Raw genomic sequence first — 22824 nt, 5'->3', positions numbered from 1 at the left:
AATGAGCGGTCAAAAAATCTGCTTTGAATTCTCTATGTTTGGGTTACTATTTTCTCCATTCTATAGATTCTATTTTTGTCATGCTGAAAGCATCTCGTGGGCGAACTGCAGAATGGATACTACTGCTACGGGTACGTTTCGTCATCAACGGTTCAATGTCAAGTAGTTTCACTGTTTCATTGCTACCTTCTGTTCTTTTTTTCTTGATAAAAAAGAACCAAAAAAATCAAGACCCTCCAAACTCGCTGAACGCTCGAACAGTGGAGTGTCATTTTACGCACCTGGCTGGCGGCGGTGCTTCGTAGATAGAGAAAAACAATCCACATTCAGCTGGCAAGCCAACATCTTTTCAAGTAGCTGTTTATTGCTATTATTACTTCAAGCCTCTCTCAACGCTTACCCAGCTTCTGTTGCTCCTTTCTAACCTGTGGCAAAACGATAACAGGACGTGGCGGTTTTTTCATGCTTTCGCCAATGAAGAAGCTGGGGTGCGGTGGCTGGTTGTACGATACGTTTTGCCAGGCGATGGCCAGGCGGTACTGTGGGTCGTGCATGAGCGTATACATCCTGTTAGTAGCCGGAATAGTGGTGGTGTAGATGCGCAGTTCCTTGTTGTCGGTGGAGCGCCAGATGATTTCCTCGCGCCAGTCGCCCAGGATGTCGGCGGTGAGGCAGGGGGTGGCTTTGGTGCCGTTGTTGGAGGAAACGCCGGTGGCGGCCAGCAGGTTTTTGGTGGTTTTGTTTTGCCAGTCCCATTTGGTCACCTGCGTTTTGTCCACCAGCTCGCGCAGCAGGTCGGCATCCCACCAGGCGGCGAAGTTGACGGAGTTGGGCACTTCTTTGTAGATGGGTTCACCGGTGTCGGCACGACGAGTACCGCCGGGTGCTCCCCAGCATTCGGCTCCGGGAAAGTTCGGGTCGATGTCGGCGGCCATACCACGGCCTACGTCCACGCCCGGGTTGTTGGACCAGATGATGTCGCCGGTGCGCCCGTCGAACATGGCGGAACCGGGCGTTTGAAGCGCCAGTGTTCGGCCTTCGCTTTCGTGCACGCCAAACACTTCCAGGCCGGGGCGGGAGGGGAGCAGGTCGCCGGCATGCAGCGCATCGCCGTGGCGGAGGCCGGTGGTGTAGAGGCCTTTGCCGTTATCGTCGATGGTCATGGCGCCTACGCATATTTCGTCTTTTCCGTCTGAGTCAAAATCAGCTACCGTAACAGAGTGGTTGGCCATGCCGGAGTAACTTTCCCATTCCGGTTTCGCTGAATCGAACACCCAACGTGATGTTAGTTTGTTACCCCGCCAGTCCCAGGCGGCAGCTACAGTGCGTCCGTACCAGCCCCGGACCATCACGACGCTAGGCAGTTTGCCGTCGAGGTACGCCACGCAGGCCGTGAAGCGGTCGGAGCGGCTGGCGGTGTTATCGTTGCCGCCGTTGCCCCCGATGCCACCCCAGCCATCGAGCGGGTAGCGGGTGGGCACGTATTCCTGCGAGGCCAGCGCTGCCCCGGTCAGGCCGTCGAAAACGGTGAGGTACTCCGGGCCTTCGGCTACTTTGCCGTACATGGAGCTGTTGGCAGGGGAGAGCAGGCGCCAGTCTTTCGTAGCATCGCCAATAATTTTTCCTGCACCATCCACGGTACCGTCTGCAGTTTTGCACACCAGTTCTGCTTTGCCGTCGCCATCGAGGTCGTACACCAGGAACTGCGTGTAGGCAGCACCGGAACGCACGTTTTTACCCAGGTCGATGCGCCAGAGGCGGGTGCCGTCGAGTTTATAAGCATCAATAAGCTGGTTTCCCGTCAGCCCGGTCTGCGGTGGATTCCGGGAGTTGGAAGGGTCCCATTTCAGGATGATTTCGTATTCGCCGTCCCCGTCGAGGTCGGCGGCGCTGGCGTCGTTGGCGCTGTAGGTAAAGGTTCTGCCGTCAATTTCGCTGGGAGCCGGCACCTGCAGCGGGATGGACAGGTAAGGCTGAGCCGGTGCCGTAGCGGGTAGGGCATAGGCGGTACTTGCTTCCTGCTCTTTTCCCTTCAGCACCGGGCGCACGTAGTAGCTGTTCCGGCGGGAGAGGTCGGCGGAAGTATCGACAAAATCGGTGGTGGCGGTAATTGGTTTGCTGTTAAGCTTAACAGGCTTCTGCTTATCGGTAATGCGGTAGAGGTTAAAGGCGATGTCGTCGGCATCGGTGCCAAGCATGCGCCAGCCGACGTACACGCTGTCTTTGCCTGCATGTACTGCTACGACGCCTCTGCCGAGGTTTTCCATGATGCGTTGTGCCTGGGTGGTGTTTAGGGTGCCGAGGCCTAAGCAGGCTGCAAGGCTGAAGGTAAGCAGTGCCTTTTTTGTCAACATTGTATTCTTTATAATTTGGTTCACGGCGGCCAGAGGCCGCGGAATAGTAGACACGGGCGAGGACGCCCGTGCCATTTTTAGTTTTATATTTCCCTACCGCTTACTAATCCCAATATCCGCCTTCAATTTGTTCGGCACCAGCACGATGTTGGGGCGTGGGGGCTTTTTCATGCCATGGCCCAGGTAGAAGCTGGTGTGGGGCGGCTGGTTATAGCCTACGTTCTGCCACACGATGCCCATGCGGTACACCGGGTCGTGCATGAAGGTGTAGAAGCGGTGTTCGGTGGGGATGGTGGTCGTGAAGATGCGCAGTTCCTTGTTGTCGGTGGTGCGGTAAATAACCTCTTCGCGCCAGTCGCCCAGGATGTCGGCGGAGATGGCGGGGTTGGATTTGGTGCCGTTGTTGCGGACGCAGTTAAACTCAGATGCGTTGAGCAGGCGGTCGGTTTTGCTGTTCTGGTAGTCCCACTTCTCTACGTTAGTGCCGTTCAGGATTTCGCTGAGCACATCGCCGTCCCAGAAGATGCCCATGTTGCAGGCAGGGGTGCGGTCGGCGATCACGTTGCCTTTGCTGTCGAACATGCCCCTGATGCCGGCTCCGGCCACCCAGCATTCGTAACCGGGATAACGCGGGTCAATGTCGAGTGCCAGGCCGCGACCCGGACCTTCGCCGTCGTCGCCTGCTTTAACAGATGCTTTTTTCCAGATGATTTCGCCGGTGCGGGCGTCGCGGAAGTTAGCACCGGCATCGCCGAAGCGCTCCTGTATCCCAAACACCTCCAGGCCGGGTCGCTCCGGGTCCAGGTCCGATACGTGCAGGGCGTCGCCGTGGCCGATGCGGGTGGTGTAGAGGCCTTTGCCGTCGTTGTCGAGGGTCATCTGGCCGTAAATGATTTCGTCTTTGCCGTCGCCGTCTACGTCAGCTACGCTCAGGTTGTGGTTGCCTTGTCCGCCGAAACCCGGAAAGTCAGCGCTGGAGAATTTCCACACCTCCGACAGCTTCCCATTGCGGAAATTCACCGCTTCGAGTTTGGTGAGGGCATAGTAGCCGCGGCACATGATGATGCTCGGATGCTCGCCATCGAGGTAAGCCACCGCCATCAGGAAGCGGTCGCCACGGTTGCCGTAGCAGTCACCATAGTCGCAGATGTTGCCGCGGGGAATGTAGTTGGTGCGGGCTACCTCTTTTCCGGTCATGCCGTCGAACACAGACAGGAATTCCGGGCCTTCCAAAATGTAGCCGGTTTGCATGTTGCGGTAGTCGGTGCGGCCGTCGCCGTCGGTGTCGCCGATAGCAGTGCCGGTGCCGTCTACTGTGCCTTCTGCGGTGCGGATGGCTACTTCGGCTTTGCCGTCGCCATCGAAATCATACACCACGAAGGGAGTGTAGTGGGCGCCTTCGCGGATGTTCGGGCCCAGGTCTACGCGCCAAAGCATAGTGCCGTCGAGTTTATAGGCTTCGAGTTTAGTTGTGCCGGTGAGGCCGCGGTGGGAGTTGTCGCGGGGGCGCATCTCCTGTTTCAGTACGATTTCGTATTCGCCGTCGCCGTCCAGGTCAGCCACGGCGGCATCGTTGGGGGTGTGGCCTTCCAGGGTTTGCAGCGGGATGGAAAGGAATGGCTGCACCGGGGCATTGGCTTTCAAGGTGAATGAAGCGCTGGCTGCCTGTTCTTTGCCCTTTACTACCGGTTTCACGAAGTACGCGTTTTGCTTCGCCAGGTCCACGCCCTGGTCTTGGTAGCTGGTGCTCTGGGTAAGGGGCTTCTTATTTAATTTAGTTGCTTTGCCACCTGCTGTGCTGCGGTAGAGATTGAAGGCAATGTCGTCGGGGTCGGTGCCGAGCATGCGCCAGCCCACGAACACTTTCCCGTTTCCTTCCGGCACAGCCACTACGCCACGTCCCAGGTTTTCCATCTGCTTCTGTGCCTGCGCCTGAACGATGCCGCTTAGCAGCAGCGCCAGGGAAAGGCAAAGGTTTAAAAGTCTTCTTCTCATGTTATTATAGCGTAAAGCGTATCAAAAATCTTTTTATCATTTCAATTAGCGCTGCAACGTTTTGCTGCACCTGCCACCATTGCCACTGCTGCTTGTTTGTTGTAGGGACAGGAGGGCAATGCTGTCAACTTAAAATCTTTTCATACCGCCAGTTTGAGCGCAGCGGTAACTGGTGGTTGGATATGGTGCCAGTTTGTAACTGGCTTACCTGCAAAATACTTTCGCCAGTTACAAACTGGCCTCATGAAATACCACAAGTTACGCTGTCGCTAAACTTGCGGCAGGATTTTTACATTAGCGACATTGGGCCGTGACCTGTCCGAATCGTGCACCTGTTATCTCTGCTGGTAAATGGTTTGCCTCCCTTTACCGTAGTGCCTGCACGGCTTGTTCGCAGACGATTGGGCAGGTCGCGACCTGCCCCTACAGAAACAACACCTCCTTTATTACTAATTCCCATCCGGCTTCACCACCGTTGCATCCGGGCTTAGCGGTAATTTCCAGTTTGCCACCGGGTCGGGTTGGGCTGGGTTGTAGGGCTTCACGTCGTCGCGGAGGTACTGGACTAGTTTCAGGTTGTTCTTTTTGATGCCTTCTACAACTGCTTTTGCCAGCTGGTAAGCGCCGTAAGTACTGAAGTGGGTGTCGTCTTTCAGCTCCGTGGCCTGTCCGGGGAAGGTGCCTGCCGGGTAATGTACAAAGGCTTTTTTCGATTCTTCCGGGCCCATGGCTTCGTAGAACTCCTTGCTCATGGCGTTCAGGTCGATTACGGGTACGTTTTCTTCCTTTCCCGTCTGGCGCACTGCTTCGGGGTAGTCGGACAGGGTGTTGATGATTTTACCGTTGTCGTCGAAGCGGCGGCGGTGCATGGAGGTGACCAGCACCGGGTTGCCGCCCTTTTCGCGGGCTTTGCTGATGTATTGTTTCAGCGTTTCCTTGTAGGTGGTGAAGGGGTCCAGGTGGTTGCCGCCGGGTTTCTGGTCGTTGTGGGCGAACTCGATGAAGAGGTAGTCGCCGGGCTTCATGAGGCTGAGAACTTTGTCGAGCCGTTTTTCGCCGGCGAAAGCCCTGAGTGTTTCGCCGGATTCTGCAAAGTTGGCTACGACTACGCCTTCTTCAAAGAACCTCGGAATCATCTGTCCCCAGGCCGCCCAGGGCTCGTTCTCCTGGTCTACCACGGTAGAATTGCCGGCCAGGAACATCGTAATCACATCCTCTGCTTTGGTTATTTCGACAGCTGCCACAGCGGGCTTTGCGTTGTTGAATTCCAGGGTGAGTTTATTATCCCAGTTGAGGTAGTTATGTTCGCGTGGCTTCAGGCGGATCCTTTCCTGCTCATTGATGCGGGGCGTGCGCACGTTTACCAGAAACGTGTGCGACTCCACTTTGCCATTCGCTGTTTTTACTTCCTCCAGCATCAGCCTGCGCGATTCTGCCTTCACGGTCGTAACGGAAGTGCCCTGCGCATCGCCCAGCGTTACCGTTACTTTGTAGTTTCCTTCCGGCACATCCGCTACAAAATAAAAAGGCTCCTGGCTCGTGACGAAGTCGCTGCGCAGGGCATCTTTCCCGTTGCGGCTCACCGCCTGCACTTCCGATTTGCTCACGATGCCGTAGCCGCGTTCGGGGGTGTAGGTGGTGGTGGGCAGCACCTGCTGGTAACCCGCTGCCACTTTTCCGGTACCGAAATCGAATTTGTAGGAAGTGCCTTCTGCTGCCTGTGCAGAGGCTGTGGTGGCAGGAGCAGAGGAGTTTTCTTGTGCAGCAACGGGTGTTGTATTGCTACTTTTGCAGCCCGTCCCGAAGGTGAGGGCTGAGAGGCAGAGGAGGGTAAGAGATACGTAAGAACTGTTTTTGAACATTTGTTTTTGCTGTAGAAATAGGAGGTCTTTAGTCTGAAATTGTCTGAATCAGGATTTGCAGAATTTTAGAATTTACAGGATTTGAATTATTATATTATTCGCTGGTGCGAGCTTGTAGCTCGTACTTGCAAAACAGAATTATCCTGTAGAAGAAGGTACGAGCTACAAGCTCGCACCAGCAGCCTGCATTGGTTCACTGGTTAGGCAATGAATGCTGTAATTTGTCTGAATTGGGATTCGTGGGATTTTAGGATTTATGGATTGTTATCAATCAACAAATCCTGCTAATCCTAAAATCCTGTAAATCCTGATTCAGACAAATACTTATTTCCGGGCTGCCGGAAACTGCACAGAGCTGTCGTTTATTTCGTGTTTGTTGGCTTTCAGAAGATTAATCATTTCGGCGCCTGCCAATAACACCGGACCATAGCTGTGGGCGGCATACACGTTCACAGGACGGTAGTAGTAAAACGCCGGGTCGAAGCCCATACCGGTGCCAACGCAGGTTCCTTCTACCTGGCCTTTATCGTTTACTTTGGTAGAAACAGCGTTCCAGGCTAGGAGCACCATCGGGCCGTAGGCCTGCTTGTCTATCCAGCCGCGGTTGATGGCGCGGGCTATGGCGTAGGTGTAGATGGCGGTTGCGGATGTTTCGAGGTACGTATCGTTGCGGTCGATGAGCTGGTGCCAGAAACCGGGGCCTGACTGGTATTTTGCCAGTCCCTGGATGTGGGCGCGCAGCTGGTCGAGTACTTTATTATAGCCGGGGTGGTCCTGCGGCAGTACGTCGAGCAGTTCTACCATCGTCATCACGGCCCAGCCGTTGGCGCGGGCCCAGTGGAACTGCGGATGCGGGTTCATGTCCTGTACCCAACCGTGCATAAAGAGGCCTTTTTCCTTGTTGAACATACGCTCCGAGAACTGCACCACCTGCTTCACGGCATCGTCGTAGTACTTCCGCTCGCCGGTCATTTTGCCCATTTGCGCCAGGGCTGGCACGCTCATGAACAGGTCGTCGAGCCAGATGGTGTTGGGCAGCGGACGGTTACGGGCCAGGGTGCCATCCGCTAAACGGAACTCTTTCTGGCTGATATAGTCCACGTAGTTCTGGATGATAGGCCGCATGTCGGGCGTGATGTTGGCTCGTGTGGCCTTTATCATGGCAGCAGCCATGGCGCCTGCATCGTCGAGGGCGCGTGGCTCCAGCACCGAGTGCACAGGGTTACTGGCTTTCGGGTCTTTTTTGTGCTGCTCTTTGTAATACGGCACCAGGTCGTTGATAAACTTCAGGCGGTTGGCAGTGTAATCGGAATAACGCTTGTCGCCGGTGGCTTCGGCAGCGAGGAGCATGCCGGCATAGGTTACGCCCCACTCGTAGCTGATGAGGCGGTAATCCCCTTTCTGGAAGATGGCGTTATTGCCCGGCTTCTTATAATTCTTCACCTCCGCTCCGGTGTCTTTGTCGACCAGCTTCATCGGGGTGGTAGCATCGAGGTAACTGTGTACCCGGTTCAGCACTTTGGTAATGTCCTCTACCGTGGTTTTACCATAGGGGGTCGGGTAGTCGGGCTGCAGCAGGTGCAGTGGCGTGGTGGAATCGGTGGCTTTGGGCGGATTGGTTTGTGCAGCGGCTGTGGTGGCTGCTGCAGCAGATAGCGCCAGCGCCAGAACCGCCGTTTTCAGGTTATGCTTCAGGTGCGGGTAGCCTGCAGGCGTAATGTTATTTCCTGATAGTCTCATTTTTCTATTTGAATTTTATTGTTTCCGTTATTTTGCTGTGTTAGGGTGTATGATTTCCGGTCCTTGTTTTACCTCCAGCTTTAGCCCGGACGTATCGAGGTTGGTTACATGCTCCACCAGCAGCCCCTTCTCCGCCACAATATGGCAGTCGCGGAAAGTGACGCCCTGGATGGGGCTGTCGGGGAGGCCGCGGATGTCGCCTACGCGGGAGGCGGTGCCGGTAATGCCAATCAGCTGCACATTGCGCACAACAGGCAGTACTTTGGCTGGTGGCTTGATGGGCGGCACCATGTGCCAGGCCATGTTAAACTCCACGGCTTTGCGGGTGTCGTTTACTTTGATGTTGCGGAAGGTGATGTTCTCTACCACCCCGCCCCGGCTGGGCTGCGATTTAAACCGGATGGGCGCCCAGTTATCGGCTTCGGCTACGCAGTTACGCACCTCTACATTCCGGATGCCGCCGGATGTTTCGCTGCCCATCGCCACGCCGCCATGGCCGTAGCCGAAGCGGCAGCTTTCGATGATAATGTCTTCGCTGGGCCTGTTCACCCGCAGCCCGTCCTCGTCCTTGCCTGATTTAATGGAGATGCAGTCGTCGTTCACGTCGATGTCGCAGCCGGAAACGCGCACTTTTTTGCTTGAGTCTATATCGATGCCGTTGGAGCTGGGGATGTTGTGTTCTGCCCGGATGAGCAGGTTCTCCACGTCTACATTCTCGCTGTACAGGATATGCAGCCCCCACACCGCCTGGTTCAGCAGCTTCAGGTTTTGTATGCGGATGTTGCTGCATTTCTGGATGCTGATAAGCCGGGGCCGCCCCAGGCGCTGACCGGGCGTGGGCGTTGTATTTTGCTGTTGCTGTTGTTCGCGGTGCTGGCGGGCACGTGCTGTCCAGACTTCGCCGGAGCCGTCGATGGTGCCGGGGCCTGTCAGGCTGATGCCGTCCAGGTTCTCTGCATTTAAAAGGGCAGCCGTAAACATGCGTTCTGTTCCTTCCCAGCGGGTTTGCACCTGCGGGTAATCTTCCTGGTTTACAGAACCTTTCAGGATGCCATCTTTTTTAATTTCCAGGCTTACGTTTTTTTTCAGGAAAACAGAACCGCTTACAAAGGTACCCTTCGGAATAACGACTACGCCGCCGCCTTTGGCCGCGCATTTGTCAATTGCTTTCTGAATGGCTTTGGTGTTCAGGGTTTGCCCGTCGCCTTTGGCGCCGTAGGCAGTTACGGGGTAGCGCTTCGATTGCTGGCCGCTACCGGCCGCCACTGCCAACTGGGAGAGCAGCAGGAATGCCATCAGCACCAGCACCAGGCGTTTTTGATAAAAAGGAACTAATGTTTGTATCATATACTACCTGCTCCACTTCTTTGATAAAGATAAATGTAGCACTTGTTTTCCGTTATTCAGTTTTGAGGTAACATCAATTGTGTTTTAAAGGTAGCGAAAGAAGCATAAGGTTCTATCCTGCACTGTCCGGTTTGTTTCATAAAGTCTTTAACTCTGACGACCACACCGGCAAGCAACGTGTTGCAGCAAACCGAATGAGGAGTTGGGGATATTAAATACTTAAAAATCAGTATTGTATAAGAGAGAGGTGAAACTTATATTTATCGTACAAGAGCTGTTGGTGCAGGTTAATTGTTTTATAGGCTCGTGTTGCTGTTGCATAACACGTATCCTGGTTTTGGTGCAGCACCTGGTCTGCCCCTTGGCTGCTTTTGGGTTACCGCCACCTGTTTAAGCAAAAACTATGAAAATAAAGAACCACCTCCTGTATGGGAAAGATGACACGCAGGTAAGTTATCACCCAACACCCAATAAAAGTGGCAAATATGTGCCGCAGTACCTGGTCATGCACTACACTGCCGTCACGACCACGCAATCTACCTTAAGCTGGTTTATGAATCCTGCCGCCAGGGCTTCGGCGCATCTGCTCATCGGCCAGGACGGTGCCGTTTACCAGTTCGCCCCCTTCAATGTAATTTGCTGGCACGCCGGCGTTAGTTACTGGAACGGCTTGTCGGGCTTAAATAAGTATGCCATTGGAATTGAACTGGTGAATGCCGGCAGGCTCTCCCGCAAAGGAAGCCAGTACATTTGCCCGGTTGATAAAAGGCTGGTGCCTGATACGGAAGTGCTGCTGGACACGCACAAAAACGAAACCCGGGCGAGTGCCTGGCAGGAATACACAGAGCTGCAACTGGAGGTGAGCCTGGAGATTGCAGCGCTGCTGGTGAAAACCTATAACCTACAGGATGTAGTGGGCCACGACGATATAGCGCCTATCCGCAAATCCGATCCCGGACCGGCTTTCCCGATGAAGAGTTTCCGGGCCCGTGCGCTGGGACGGGAGGACCAGGCGCTGGATGAATACCGTACTTCTACCGAGCTTAACATCCGGTCCGGCCCCGGTACCAGTTTTTCGCAGATCACCAACCCGCTCCCTGCCGGTACCCATGTGCTGGTGCTGCAGCGCGAAGGCAACTGGAGTTTTGTAGAGGTGCTGGATGTGGTGCACGGACTGATGGACCTGGAGGGCTGGGTGTTTACCAGGTACCTGGTGAAATAATGCCATCAACACGTATAGGCTTACATGAATGAAGAAAATCCAAACCGCAAACAGTTTCTTATCGACTGCATTGTAAAGCATCCGCTGGAGTTTACGGATGCGGCGTTCGAGGAGCTGGTCAGGAAAGAAACCAACCTGACCTTTGCAGACCTCCGCCAGCTGCTTATCCGGATTTTCGATATCAATGAAAGCACGCTTAAGCTGCAGTCGGATGCTACCCGTGGTATGCTGGGGCTGATGAACAGGTGGAGTACCCGCTTCAGGCAAAAGCGGTACTATAAAACCATCCGCAACGGATTCCGCGACCCGGGGAACAGCAGGAACAAAGTGATAGTAGCGGAAGGCGATTCCTGGTTTCAGTTTCCGTTTTTTGTACAGGATATCATCGATTGGCTCAACGACCGCCCGGATTATGCCATCTACAGCATTGCCTACGGCGGCGACTGGTTTACCAACATTCTGTACGAGGAAAAATACATCGAAGAGCTTTCGATTCATGTGCCGGATGTGTTCCTGATAAGCGGTGGCGGCAACGACTTTGTGGGCTACAACCGCCTGGCCATTATGGTAAACCCCAACTGCGACAGTAAGTTGAGAGATCCGGAGCAGCTGGAAAAGATGTTCTGCATCGGGGCAGATGAGCGTACCAAAGCTGCCATCCTGGACGGGTACCGTAGTGTGAGCCCTGTCTTTTATTCGTTTATCTGGACGATAAAAGCCCAATACTATATGCTCTTCCGGAACCTGCAGGAGTCGGGCAAGTTCGACCACATGCGCATCATTACCCAGGGCTACGACTATGCGCTGCCTACCTACAACTACCGCTGGCGAAAATGGTACCAGCTGCAGCCGCTGCTGAACCGGATGCTGGGCTCCGGCAACTGGCTCAAGCGCCCCCTGATGATCCGCGGCGTAACAGACCCGATAACCTCAGACAATATCATCAAAGCCCTAATCTTTGAGCTCAACTACATGTTTCACGAGCTGGCACAGCGGTTCCCGAATGTGTACCACATCGACTGTCGCGGCGTAGCCCCTTCCTTCGACGACTGGTTTGATGAACTGCACCTCACTTCCGAAAAATACCAACGGATTGCCGATGCTTATAAACGCTGCATCGACGGTAACCCGCCCCCTGCTAAAGTTATCCGGGTGGTGGACTGGTTTTGAACGGCGGTTTGGCTTTAATTAGATAGGTAAGCAGGAGCAGAGGCTATGGTGGCAGCTGCAGTTAAACTTTGTGAAATACTTCCGTGAAAAACTTCCGTGAAATCCTTTCATCCGGTAAATCTGTGGTTCAGACAATTCTGCTGCTCCTGCCACCATAGCCGCTGCTGCAGCACGAAAGAGGCGGTTTTACAGGAAAAGCTACCACGCCTGCTGCACAATAAAACCAATTGCTGCGCTTATGTGTTGTTTAATTAGCAGGTATTGCAGGATAAACTTCCTAAATTTGTACCGCAATTATTAACCATAACAAACCAGCTGCCAACTGCAATGGCAGCCGTTATAATGCAGACTTTATGGAAACCACAGAAAAGGAGGTGTTAAGGCCTCTTGATAAAATAGAAGATGCGATCGAAGATATCCGCCAGGGAAAAGTAGTGATTGTGGTGGATGACGATGACCGCGAAAACGAAGGCGACTTTGTTTGTGCCGCCGAACTGATCACACCCGAGATTGTTAACTTTATGGCCACGCACGGGCGCGGCCTCATCTGCTGTGCCTTGCCCGAAGAACGATGCGACGAGCTGGGGCTGGAAATGATGGTTACCCGCAACACCACTTCCCATGCCACCGCCTTTACCGTATCGGTAGACCTGCTTGGCCATGGCTGCACCACCGGTATCTCCGCCTCCGACCGTGCCAAAACCATACAGGCACTCGTGGACCCGGCTACCGACCCCGAGTCGTTAGGAAAACCGGGGCATATATTCCCGCTCCGGTCAAAAACAGAAGGTGTTATCCGACGCCCGGGCCATACAGAGGCTTCTGTTGACCTGGCGCGCCTGGCAGGTTTGTACCCGGCGGGCGTGCTGGTGGAGATCATGAACGAAGACGGCTCCATGGCCCGGTTGCCCGACCTGGTGAAAGTGGCGGAACGTTTCAACCTGAAGCTGATCTCCATCAAAGACCTGATTGTGTACCGCTTAAAGCAGGAAAGCCTGATTACCCGTGAGATTGCAGTGCAGATGCCGACCGATTACGGCAACTTCGACCTCTATGCCTTTACCCAGATCAGCAACAATGCCAAACACCTGGCATTGGTAAAAGGCACCTGGGAAGAAGATGAGCCGGTACTGGTGCGGGTGCATTCGTCCTGCGTAACAGGCGATATTTTTGGTTCCTGCCGTTGCGACTGCGGTCCGCAGCTGCACGAGGCCATGCGCATGATTGAGCGCGAAGGCAAAGGCGTGGTGGTGTACATGAACCAGGAAGGACGCGGCATCGGGCTGCTGAACAAACTGAAAGCCTACAAACTGCAGGAGCAGGGGCTGGATACGGTGGAGGCGAACCTGGAACTCGGTTTTGGCATGGACGAGCGCGATTATGGCGTAGGTGCCCAGATTCTCCGCGACATCGGCGTTACCAAAATGAAGCTGATCTCCAACAATCCCAAGAAGCGGACAGGGCTGATTGGCTACGGACTGGAAGTAGTTGAAAACGTGCCGATAGAAGTTGTGCCAAACGAGCACAACCAGCGCTACCTGACCACCAAACGCGATAAACTGGGGCACGAAATCCTGAAAAATATCACGATCAGTAAAAACCTGTAACCCTGGCATATAGCCGGCGCTGCTGTTACAGGGCTGGCCTTTCATGCCGCATACACTATTATGAGAAGCAGCAGCACAGTTGCCTGTGAAGTTCCTGCTTAGTACTATTATATTGAATTATTTTTATATTTGTTGCAGGAGGTGGTGCTGTGTTGCGTTGCTAACTGCTTCAAAAACAGCCTGAAAGAGAATAGAAATGTTGCACTTTCGGGCTGTTTTATTTTATAGGAAATTGTATCGGGAAGGCAACTTTTTAGCCGTAAATGCACTATATTATCGTAGATAAAATGTGAAAAAGAATCTGGTGGAGCTTCACTATCAGTTAGCTATGTGCTTGTTTGGCGCCAGGTTTGTTTAAGTGAAAAAGCATATAGCTTTCAGGATAGGATGGCTGGTAAAGTGATAGGTTGTGTATCGTTATCTGTTAAAAAAACAGGTAGCAAGTGTTTCATCAATAATCTTGTGTAGCATATGTTTGGTTTTATATCTGTTTCCCGTTTTCTGACAGTTGTCTTTTTCGTTTTCCTGTCAGGCCCTATGGCGCTGTTTGCGCAGCAAAGAATCTCCTCTATTGATATTCAGGAATGGCCGGTAGCAAACGTCGTTCTTTTTTCCGGAGATACCGTTTCCGGATCACTAACATTCCATCACCAGGAAGAGATCATTAATGTGCAGCAGGAGGATGGTACCTTGCGATCTTTTTCACCGGTAAACGTGGATCATTTTATTGTAAGCAACGCTTCGGAGGAAAGCCCGGGTCAGCAGGTGTTTGTAACCTACAACTGGGACCAGGACAAACCGTACACCGACTTTAAAAAACCCACCTTTTTCCAGCAACTGAATTACGGGCAGCTGACGCTCATTATGCGCGAAAGTTACGTAAGGCGGGATGTAAACAACATGAGCGCCATGAACACGCGGCGTTTCGGTTACTACGATCCGTATTATAACTCCATGGGTTACCGGTTTGTAGAGCAGATTGTGCCCTTGTTTTACCTGCTGCTGCCGGATGGCGACATCATAACACTTCGCAACCTGCGGAAGGACCTGCCCCGCTACTTTGGCAAGAAAGAAAAAGACGTGAAGGAGTTTATGAAAAAGAACAAGTACAACTATGATAACATAGATCATCTTGTTGCCATTATAGACTATTATAACACCCTGGTGAAGTAACTACAGGTCTCTCAGTTTCAGGATAAGCCAGGCAGCAGAAACAAGCAGCGCAGAATAAGCAAGTGCCGGCAGTACCGCCCACTGTGGTGTCAGCATCTCGGTGGGAGTGGTAATCTGGTCTATAAGGGCCTGGCCGGGCCGTGGTGTCAGGCTGGCGAAAACCTTTACCGGGAAAAACTTGTCAACAGTGTCCGGCAGGCTGTAATGAATAAGCGGCTCCACGAGTATGGTGTAGACAAAAAAAGCGATGATGGCCAAACCGCTCTTCCGGATCAGGAAACCGAACAGCATGGCCAGTGCCATATAGGCAACAGCCTGCACAAAAAAATATGGAACAGCATCCAGTTGGCTGAAGATAGCAGAAGCACTTTTATCGGTGCTGTATAGCAGTCCCAGCACAAACCCGAGCACCAGTAGTACAAGAGTGCAGAAAGTAGCCAGTGCAAGCCCCACATAAAACTTGGCCAACACCAGTTCTCCCCGCGAAAGTCCGTCTATCACCTGTTGCCTGAACGTTCTGAAAGTGAACTCGTCTGTTACCAGGATAATGATCAGAATACCCAGGAGCACATTAAAAAAGCTGCCGATGTAGGCAAGCCGCGACCAGATCTGCGGAAACTGGTACATGGTTTTTCCATACACTTCGCCGTTTACTACTACACTGCTGCTGGCGGAGGTAACCAGCAGCAGTAACAAAATGTAAATTCCCAGGATAGCCCAGAAGGTGCGGTAGGGGAATATCTTCCGGAACTCTGTTCGTAACAAGTCCATCTTAAGAAGTTGTTTTAATGATTTCCATAAACTGCGCCTCCAGGCTCTTGCGCCGCACAATCAGCTGCGACAGCACAATGCCCTGCGCAAACATGTCGCGGTTAATGTTGGTGCTGTTATAGCCTTCTTTCAGGGTAAGGGCAACTCCTTCTTTGGCCGGTGTAAACTGTGCCACATAGGGGAGGCGCTCCAGCAGCGCCAGCACAGGCTGCAGCTCGGGTGCACTGATAACGAGCTGTTCGTTTGCTGCAAGCATGTCGCCCACCGGTCCGCCTGATACCAGCCGACCTCCGCGAAGCACCGCCATGTGCGTGCACACTTTCTCCACTTCGTCAAGTAAATGGCTGGCCAGGATAATGGTTTTGCCCTGTGCCCCGATGCGCAGGATCAGGTCGCGCACCTCGGCTATCCCCTGTGGGTCCAGGCCGTTGGTGGGTTCGTCGAGCACCAGTACTTCCGGGTCGTTGAGCATAGCGGCGGCAAGGGCCAGGCGCTGTTTCATGCCCAGCGAAAAGCCTTTAAACGTGGTGTTGCTGCGGGTGCCTAATGCCACCATATCCAGCATCCTGTTGATGTTGCTTTTGTCGGCTCCTTTTATGTCGGCAACAAGCTGCAGGTTCTGCCTGGCGGTAAGGTAAGGGTAAAAATTTGGCGTTTCGAGTAAGGCGCCAATCCGCTGCTTGGTCTCTTTGCTCACCGGGCTGCCGAACCAGGAAAAGCTGCCGCTGGTGGGTTTGATCACATCCAGCACAATACCCAGCGTGGTGGTTTTGCCACTCCCGTTGGGGCCGAGCAAGCCATAAATGCTACCCGCTTCCACCTGTAACGAAAGCCCCTGCAGCGCCTGCAGGTGTCCGTACTTTTTGGAGAGATGATGTATGTCTAAAACAGTTGCCACAGGAGAAAGTTAAAAGGTGAACGACACGGCAGGAACAGCAGCATAGGCAAATATAGAATTTTTGAATTACAGTTGAGGGCTTTACACAGCTTTTTAAGCTGAGGCCTGAAGCATTTTTCCGGAATGTGAAGCTTGTAAAAAGCCTTCTCCACCAGCCACCATAGCCGCTGCTGCTAGCCAGCGTTTTGCTGCGCCCGCCACCACACCCGCTGCTCCTTTTTCCTGCATCGGGGCAGCAAATTCAGGAGCATTTCTGCAGCCTGAAAAGAGGCGGAAGAAAACGAAGCAGGAGTATTGCTTTTGTTTGTTGCGGGGATTATCTTGTACTGTTTTTTGAAAGAACGGACAATCCCTTTTTAACTTTTTCAGCTTTATCTTATGAAGGCAGGAATTACCCTTGCACTTACCTTGCTGCTGTCGTTGTTGTTGCGCCATGGCTATGCGCAGGTACAGCAAAGTCCTATTGTTGTAACCAAAAAGGTAGGCACCACCTTTACCCTCGATGGGGTAAAACTTTCGCCCAGTCAGCTGGAAGATGTTGTGCGGGAAAACCCGGAAGCGCTTCAGGAAATGAAGGTAGCCCGCAGAAATATGATCCCGGTAACTGTCCTGAGTTATGCAGGGGGCTTTATGGTCGGTTATCCCCTGGGTTCCGCCATAGGCGGGGGTACGCCAAACTGGACGATGGCAGGAGTGGGCGCCGGTTTGCTGGCACTCTCGATTCCGTTTTCGGTGGGGTACAGCAAACATGCGCAACAGGCTGCCGAGCTCTACAACGAAGGACTGTATACAAGCCAGGACAGGCAGGGCCGGCTTAGGTTCAGACTGGGTTTCGCCACAAGCGGTCCGGGCCTTGCAGTAACTTTTTAGATCGCCGGGTCCGCAACACCAGTCGCTGGCAGAAAACCTCACCCGGTAAAGCCTGGTGGGGTTTATTTTTGCCGCTTCAGCTATTGTTTTTTCTCATTAAACCAATGCTATATAGCCTCGTAGATATCAAAGTGTATACAGCACTATAGCTGTGTTCAAACCAACTACTATGGACAGCAGCATCCTTCAGCAACTAGGCAATAGCAGTCGTAAAATTATTTTCGCATTCGATGTAGCCAGCACCCGGTTTACCTACCTGAGCAGGGCAGCGGAGTCCCTGTTTGCAGGTGATTTGCATATTTTTCTGCAGCAACCTTACACCCTGCCGGACGTGGTGCACCCCGAGGACAGCATGGTGGTTACAAACTGTTTCAACAACCTGCTGCAGGGGAAACCGATCAATACCCAGTTCAGGCTGCAGTTGCCCGGCTTATCCACCAAAGTAATCTGTGCCGAAGCCGCTCCTCTTTATGACGAAACAGGCAGCCTGTCGGGCGTGACTGGCATAGCCGAAGATATCACCGACCGGGCGGAGCACACGGCCTACCTGCTGGAATATGCCCAGAAGAAAGACACGGCCCTGGAAATTTTAGCGCATGACTTGCGGGGGCCGATCTCCATTATACAAAGTGTATCGGGCGCACTCGAAACCGACCACCAGAGACAAAACTACAGCGAACTGACAAACTACACCCATTTTATTGGCAAAGCCTGCGAAACCTGCATCAGCTTGATTTTAGATATCCTGAGCGAAGAGCATTTAAAGTCGCCTGGAATTGTCGTTAACAAGCAGCGGATCGACCTGGTTGAAAAAGTGCGGGACGTAGCGGAAATGTTTGCCATGAACAAAAGCATAAAGCAGAAAATCACGCTCATTGCCCCTGCTAAAGTGTTTGCCGATGTAGATGTTATCAAGCTGGACCAGATCCTGAATAACCTGATTTCCAATTCCATCAAATTTACAAAACCGGATGGCACTATCACACTCGCCCTAGAGGAGGAGGAGCATAGCGTACTGCTGAAAATTACGGACAATGGTATCGGTATTCCGCAGGATATGCAGCCTTACCTGTTTGATAAATATACCAGGGCCTCCCGGACCGGGCTTCATGGCGAGCAGGCCAGGGGCATCGGGCTTTCCATTATCCGGGATCTGGTTGAGGTACAGGGCGGTAAAATCTGGTGCGAGAGCAAGGAGGGCGAAGGAAGTACTTTTTCCATCAGGCTGCCAAACCAAACTTAAGTAGATTTAACATTTCTTTTTTACCGATGAGCGGTAATTAGTATTTTATTTCCTGTATATTCGGATATCAGTTTTTTAACGCCGCCTGGTATTTTTCAGAAGAGCAGTGGTTACCGGAAAGCAGGTGGCTTACAAAAGAGAGCAGTAAAACAGCGTATCAGACAAACAAGCAAGTAAACAAAACAAGCTCCACTACACCTGGCGCAGAAACTGGCATGGTAATTATTATAGTTGCCGGTGCCATCGCTTTGTGCCTTCATCAAAAAAAGGAAGGACCTGATAGCGGAGGTTGTGTGCATTAAAAACAATTAGAAATCATGACAAAGTACGATAAGTGGTATCACCCCTACGAAATAGACAGTAAATACACGAAACGCGTAGCCTACTTCAGCATGGAGTTTGGCATACACCAGGCCCTTAAAACATATTCCGGTGGTCTTGGCTTTCTGGCCGGCTCCCATATGCGGAGCGCCCACGACCTGCGCCAGAATGTTATCGGGATTGGCATTTTATGGAAATTTGGCTATTACGACCAGGTGCGGTACGAAGACAATACCATGCGGGTGCTGTTCCAGAAGAAGTTCTATACTTACCTGGAAGATAGCGGCATAACGGTACGCGTAGTCGTAAACGGGCACCCGGTTTATGTAAAAGCCCTGGTGCTGAAGCCTGAGATTTTCGGCACCGTGCCCATGTATTTCCTGACAACGGATATTCCCGAAAACGATTTCCTGGCGCGCACCATTACCCATAAACTCTACGATGTGGAGGTGAATGCGCGCATTTCGCAGAGCATAGTGCTGGGTATTGGCGGTGCAAAAGTAGTGGATGCGCTGGGCGGTGCAGACATTTACCACCTCAACGAAGGGCATGCCCTGCCGATGGCGTTTCACCTGCTGGATAAATTTGAAGGAAATGCGGAAGAAGTAAAGAAACGGGTTGTGTTTACCACGCACACGCCCGAAAAGGCCGGCAACGAAGAACACGATATTAACCTGCTGCACCGGATGAGTTTCTTTAACAACTTTTCGCTTGAAGAGGCCCGTGAATATACCGGCATGTACGGACAGATGTTTAACCACACATTGGCTGCCCTCCGGCTTGCCCGTGTCGCGAACGGAGTTTCGCAACTGCACGGCGAGGTTGCCCGCGCTATGTGGTGTGGCAACGAAGGAATCTGTGACATAAAGGCCATTACCAATGCCCAGAACGTGCCGTTCTGGATGGACCGGACGATGCGGGAAGCCTACAACGCCAACAACGACGAGTGGCTGCAGGCACGCAAGCGGGAAATGAAAATGAACCTGTTTGAGGTGGTTGCCGATCAGACCGGTAAACTCTTCGACCCCAATGTGCTGACCATTGTGTGGGCCAGGAGGTTTGCCGCCTACAAACGGGCCGACCTGTTACTGCGCGACCTCAACCGCTTTATCGAACTGATCAACCGCCACGACCAGCCTATCCAGGTAATCTGGGCCGGAAAACCTTATCCGTACGACTATGGTGCGGTAGAGGTGTTTAACAGGCTGGTGCACATTTCCTACCAGCAGAAGAACATGGCGGTGCTTACCGGTTATGAAATTGAGCTTTCCCGGAAACTGAAGCAGGGCTCCGATATCTGGCTGAACACGCCACGCCGGCCACGGGAAGCCTCCGGAACCAGCGGCATGACAGCGGCCATGAACGGCTCCATCAACTTTTCTATCCAGGATGGCTGGATACCGGAGTTCGGCCGCCACGGCGAAAACAGTTTCCTCTTCCCGATCATCGACACCACCATGACGGAGTTCTACCAGGACGATGCCGATTACGAAAACATGATGCAGATTCTGCAGGAGGAAATCATTCCTACCTATTACCACAACAAGCCCAAGTGGCACAGCATCATGAAGCAAAGTATGAAAGACATCATACCAATGTTCGATGCCGACCGCATGGCGCACGAGTATTATACCGAAATGTACAACTAGTACAGGTCTGGCTACAGCAACAGAAAGTCAGCATCAGGGCAGCAAAAAGCCCGGGTGCTGATTTTTTCTTTTCTGAACCTGCAGAAGAGGAGCAGAGGCTGTGGTGGCAGGAGCAGAAGGCTAAAGGAAGTCAGGAATGCTTGTTTTTTATTTCGCTGCAGCTGCCACTATAGTTTCAGCTGCAGGGTGACATAGTAATTGCGGGCATCCGACGGGATAATACCCGGACCCGGATAGCCGGTGGCGCGTCGTGTGAAGTAGGTTGCATTGGCCAGGTTGTTGATACCCGTCTCTAGCGTGAAGCACTTGTAGGTGTAGCTGGCCGATAAGTCCATTACATCGTAAGCGGGTATTTTGCCGACTACGGCAGTAGGGTCTCGCTCGCCCATTTTACCAGAGTTGGCTGCATCTGTATATTGGGAAGCAGTGTAAGCATACTGGTATGCCAGCTTCAGATTTTTGCGTTTGAAGGACAGACCAAATTTGGCAATAACCGGTGGTGCCAGTTCCACTTCGTTTCCATCAATGGTTTTAAATGGGCTGTAGTACCTGGTAGTAACCAAGGTGATGTTTGAAAAGGCGGAAAGGCTGGTCGCATGCTCTTTGCCATAAAAGAACTTGAGCAGATCTGCCTCTACAAAGGTTTCCAGCCCGGTATTGCGCGAGTCGCCTACGTTGGTTCGGATAAGGTATACGGTGTTGTCAATATACCGGAGGTTGATGCGGTTTTTGTAAGCAATATGAAAAAGGCTGGCGTCGAAATGCAAAAGTCCGTTGAGGTTACCCCGGAAGCCCAGGTCGGCACTGTAGCCGCTCTCGTCCTGCAGGTTCTGATCTACGAACTGGTTCGGGTTGATCACGCGCATATCATTGAAGTTGATAGCACGGTAATTCTGCGACAGGTTGCCGTAGACCTCGATTTTTTCCGATGGCTTGTAACTCAGCCCCAAACCCAGCAGCAGGATGTTTCGGGAGTTGCTGCGGTTTTCAGGCACATTCCTGTCACTTACAATGTTACCAGCCTGGTCGGGCACAGCATCGCGGTAACTGCCGTCGGCATTGGTGTTAATCCACTCGTAGCGAATCCCGGGGGTAGCGCTCAGTTTAGGTGAAATCCGGAAGATGTTTTCAGTAAAAAGGGCAAAGTTGCGGCTCAGGTAGTCGTAGCTCGATTTGTTTGGGGCACCTGTTTCGCCGTAGAACCTGAAATCAGCATCCGAAGCAACAGAACCATCTCCCTGCAACTGGTTTGTGGAGCCATGGTAGTAGCGGGTGCCAACCAGCACGGTAGAGAACAAATTCCGGATGTCGTAGTGGTGGATGAGCCGGGTTTCGTTGCCGTAGTTGTTGAACTGGTCCTGCAGCAGGAGACGTGGCGCGGTAAGGTCATCGGGACGACTGATTTTGCCCATAAACCCAAGTGCATCGCGCTGCGCCAGTAAGCCAAAGTTGCGCACGTTCAGCCTGGTGCGGTCGCTCAGGCGGTAGTCCAGCGAGAGGGCCAGCAGGTTCCAGTTCACTTTAAACCAGTTCCGGTCGCGCTTCGATTGGCGGGCATCCTGCTCAAATTCAAGATCGGTCAGGCCGCCGGGCTGCTGGGCCAGGTAATCCATAAAGGTGTAATCGAATTTCAGTTCGATCTTATCGCTCGGGGTGTAGTGGACGGTGCCGAAGGCGGTGTGGGCATCGAAACCGGAATTTTGGCGCCAGCCGTCGCCGCGCTTGTACTGGTAGTAGCCGTAGTAATGGAATTTGCCTTTGTTGCCGCTGATGCTGTTGAAGGTGTTAAACAGGCCCCAGGAACCGACCGTCTGGCGCGATACAAGTTCGAACGGCTTTTCCTGCGTTCCTTCTTTCATTACAAAATTGATCATGCCGCCAAACTGGGTGCCGTATTGCAGTGAGGCCGCGCCACGCACCACTTCTATCCTGTCGACTGCTTCGGTGGGAGGGGTGTAGTAGCTTTCCGGGTAGCCCAGGGCGTCGGCGCTGATGTCGTAGCCGTTCTGGCGGGTGTTGAAGTTGGAGGTGCGGTTCGGGCTGAGGCCGCGGCCACCGATGCCGAGCTGCAAGCCGGCGCCGTCGCTCTCCCAGATATTAAGTCCCGCCACGCGGCTGAACACCTGGCGGCTGTTGTTGGTGGCTTTATTGGCAACCACATCGTCCAGTACCACCACTTCGCTTTTCTTGGCTTCGTAAATGGCGGCTCCTTCCACGCCGTGCAGGCGGGTAATGCCAAAGGTCTGTTCGCGCTGGTTCTTTACGTTTACCGTGCGCAGGCTTACCTCCAGCGGCTTCAGTTCAAAATTTAACAGTACATCGGCCTGACCGATGGTTACCTGCCTGGCGCTGCTGCTGTGGCCGTTGCCGAAGGCGGTGAGGGTGTAGGTGCCTGCACGGAGGTTGCCGAGTTGGTATTTTCCCTGTGCGTCTGCTTTGGCGATGCTGCCCGTGTTGCTGATGATCACCTCGGCCTGTGGCACCGGCTTACCCGTATCGGCATTCGTAACGCGACCGGAAATTGCAAAGGTTTGTGCCAGTGCAGCCGGTATGCTGCAAAGGAAAAACAGGCTAACGAGAATAAACTTACACCAGTACATGT

At 52.9% G+C, this 22824-nt stretch carries 16 protein-coding genes; 7 read left to right on the top strand and 9 right to left on the bottom strand.

The features are described from left to right. Window positions 1-389: 389 nt before the first annotated feature. From DCW36_RS21950 to DCW36_RS21930, 5 genes are all read right to left on the bottom strand, one after another. The gene (locus DCW36_RS21950) at window positions 390-2354 is read right to left on the bottom strand and encodes a rhamnogalacturonan lyase (protein WP_205702979.1); all 1965 of its coding nucleotides are present in this window, start codon (window positions 2352-2354) and stop codon (window positions 390-392) included. 93 nt (window positions 2355-2447) lie between these two features. Then, a complete protein-coding gene (locus DCW36_RS21945) occupies window positions 2448-4349 on the bottom strand; it encodes a rhamnogalacturonan lyase (RefSeq protein WP_114780681.1) in 1902 nt (633 codons plus the stop codon). Between the two features lie 449 nt (window positions 4350-4798). Continuing rightward, window positions 4799-6211 (bottom strand): rhamnogalacturonan acetylesterase, encoded by a 1413-nt coding sequence (locus tag DCW36_RS21940; RefSeq protein WP_114780680.1) that lies wholly within the window; start codon window positions 6209-6211, stop codon window positions 4799-4801. Window positions 6212-6535: 324 nt separating this feature from the next. Further along, window positions 6536-7951 carry a glycoside hydrolase family 88/105 protein gene (locus DCW36_RS21935; RefSeq protein WP_114780679.1) on the bottom strand — a complete coding sequence of 472 codons (1416 nt, stop codon included), beginning with the start codon at window positions 7949-7951 and terminating at the stop codon, window positions 6536-6538. A 27-nt stretch (window positions 7952-7978) separates the two neighbouring features. Further along, window positions 7979-9298: a glycoside hydrolase family 28 protein gene (locus tag DCW36_RS21930; protein WP_114780678.1), complete on the bottom strand. Its 1320-nt coding sequence runs from the start codon at window positions 9296-9298 to the stop codon at window positions 7979-7981. Between the two features lie 403 nt (window positions 9299-9701). Between DCW36_RS21930 and DCW36_RS21925 the strand changes: the two genes are divergently transcribed. The 4 genes from DCW36_RS21925 to DCW36_RS21910 all read left to right on the top strand — a co-directional run bounded on the left by DCW36_RS21925 (window position 9702) and on the right by DCW36_RS21910 (window position 14470). Continuing rightward, complete coding sequence (locus DCW36_RS21925) at window positions 9702-10520, top strand: N-acetylmuramoyl-L-alanine amidase (RefSeq protein ID WP_114780677.1); 819 nt, start codon at window positions 9702-9704, stop codon at window positions 10518-10520. A gap of 24 nt (window positions 10521-10544) precedes the next feature. Beyond that, on the top strand, window positions 10545-11690 hold the full coding sequence (locus DCW36_RS21920; protein WP_114780676.1) for a hypothetical protein: 1146 nt from the start codon (window positions 10545-10547) through the stop codon (window positions 11688-11690). A gap of 353 nt (window positions 11691-12043) precedes the next feature. After that, window positions 12044-13297, top strand: coding sequence for a bifunctional 3,4-dihydroxy-2-butanone-4-phosphate synthase/GTP cyclohydrolase II (locus DCW36_RS21915; RefSeq protein WP_114780675.1), 1254 nt, complete (start codon window positions 12044-12046; stop codon window positions 13295-13297). Between the two features lie 471 nt (window positions 13298-13768). Next, window positions 13769-14470 carry a hypothetical protein gene (locus tag DCW36_RS21910; protein WP_128397009.1) on the top strand — a complete coding sequence of 234 codons (702 nt, stop codon included), beginning with the start codon at window positions 13769-13771 and terminating at the stop codon, window positions 14468-14470. Here the strand turns inward: DCW36_RS21910 and DCW36_RS21905 are convergent, their stop codons facing one another. The 3 genes from DCW36_RS21905 to DCW36_RS21895 form a co-directional block, all read right to left on the bottom strand. Beyond that, entirely contained in the window at window positions 14471-15241 is a 771-nt protein-coding gene (locus DCW36_RS21905; protein WP_114780673.1) for an ABC transporter permease, read from the bottom strand. Between the two features lies 1 nt (window position 15242). After that, window positions 15243-16139: an ABC transporter ATP-binding protein gene (locus DCW36_RS21900; protein WP_114780672.1), complete on the bottom strand. Its 897-nt coding sequence runs from the start codon at window positions 16137-16139 to the stop codon at window positions 15243-15245. A gap of 93 nt (window positions 16140-16232) precedes the next feature. Then, entirely contained in the window at window positions 16233-16574 is a 342-nt protein-coding gene (locus tag DCW36_RS21895; protein ID WP_114780671.1) for a hypothetical protein, read from the bottom strand. Here DCW36_RS21895 and DCW36_RS21890 point away from each other — a divergent pair. The 3 genes from DCW36_RS21890 (at window position 16548) to glgP (ending at window position 20222) form a co-directional block, all read left to right on the top strand. Continuing rightward, the gene (locus tag DCW36_RS21890) at window positions 16548-17009 is read left to right on the top strand and encodes a hypothetical protein (protein ID WP_128397008.1); all 462 of its coding nucleotides are present in this window, start codon (window positions 16548-16550) and stop codon (window positions 17007-17009) included. The genes DCW36_RS21895 and DCW36_RS21890 overlap by 27 nt on opposite strands. A gap of 169 nt (window positions 17010-17178) precedes the next feature. After that, the gene (locus DCW36_RS21885; protein WP_114780669.1) at window positions 17179-18252 is read left to right on the top strand and encodes a PAS domain-containing sensor histidine kinase; all 1074 of its coding nucleotides are present in this window, start codon (window positions 17179-17181) and stop codon (window positions 18250-18252) included. A 317-nt stretch (window positions 18253-18569) separates the two neighbouring features. Continuing rightward, a complete protein-coding gene (glgP, locus tag DCW36_RS21880) occupies window positions 18570-20222 on the top strand; it encodes an alpha-glucan family phosphorylase (RefSeq protein WP_114780668.1) in 1653 nt (550 codons plus the stop codon). 167 nt (window positions 20223-20389) lie between these two features. On the opposite strand, the gene DCW36_RS21875 is transcribed toward glgP, so the two are convergent. Then, window positions 20390-22822 (bottom strand): TonB-dependent receptor, encoded by a 2433-nt coding sequence (locus DCW36_RS21875; protein WP_114780667.1) that lies wholly within the window; start codon window positions 22820-22822, stop codon window positions 20390-20392. Window positions 22823-22824 lie beyond the last annotated feature (2 nt).

Origin of the sequence: Botryobacter ruber, from assembly GCF_003347595.2 — a bacterium.
Classification (GTDB): Bacteria; Bacteroidota; Bacteroidia; order Cytophagales; family Hymenobacteraceae; genus Pontibacter; species Pontibacter ruber_A.
The sequence above is the reverse complement of the archived record's forward strand: the minus strand, read 5'-3'. Positions and strand labels throughout refer to the sequence as shown.

Coding starts and splice junctions, on each gene's coding strand:
- DCW36_RS21950 (WP_205702979.1), bottom strand. CDS start 2,354: ATGTTGACAAAAAAGGCACTGCTTACCTTCAGCCTTGCAGCCTGCTTA.
- DCW36_RS21945 (WP_114780681.1), bottom strand. CDS start 4,349: ATGAGAAGAAGACTTTTAAACCTTTGCCTTTCCCTGGCGCTGCTGCTA.
- DCW36_RS21940 (WP_114780680.1), bottom strand. CDS start 6,211: ATGTTCAAAAACAGTTCTTACGTATCTCTTACCCTCCTCTGCCTCTCA.
- DCW36_RS21935 (WP_114780679.1), bottom strand. CDS start 7,951: ATGAGACTATCAGGAAATAACATTACGCCTGCAGGCTACCCGCACCTG.
- DCW36_RS21930 (WP_114780678.1), bottom strand. CDS start 9,298: ATGATACAAACATTAGTTCCTTTTTATCAAAAACGCCTGGTGCTGGTG.
- DCW36_RS21925 (WP_114780677.1), top strand. CDS start 9,702: ATGAAAATAAAGAACCACCTCCTGTATGGGAAAGATGACACGCAGGTA.
- DCW36_RS21920 (WP_114780676.1), top strand. CDS start 10,545: ATGAATGAAGAAAATCCAAACCGCAAACAGTTTCTTATCGACTGCATT.
- DCW36_RS21915 (WP_114780675.1), top strand. CDS start 12,044: ATGGAAACCACAGAAAAGGAGGTGTTAAGGCCTCTTGATAAAATAGAA.
- DCW36_RS21910 (WP_128397009.1), top strand. CDS start 13,769: ATGTTTGGTTTTATATCTGTTTCCCGTTTTCTGACAGTTGTCTTTTTC.
- DCW36_RS21905 (WP_114780673.1), bottom strand. CDS start 15,241: ATGGACTTGTTACGAACAGAGTTCCGGAAGATATTCCCCTACCGCACC.
- DCW36_RS21895 (WP_114780671.1), bottom strand. CDS start 16,574: ATGGCGCAACAACAACGACAGCAGCAAGGTAAGTGCAAGGGTAATTCC.
- DCW36_RS21885 (WP_114780669.1), top strand. CDS start 17,179: ATGGACAGCAGCATCCTTCAGCAACTAGGCAATAGCAGTCGTAAAATT.
- glgP (WP_114780668.1), top strand. CDS start 18,570: ATGACAAAGTACGATAAGTGGTATCACCCCTACGAAATAGACAGTAAA.
- DCW36_RS21875 (WP_114780667.1), bottom strand. CDS start 22,822: ATGTACTGGTGTAAGTTTATTCTCGTTAGCCTGTTTTTCCTTTGCAGC.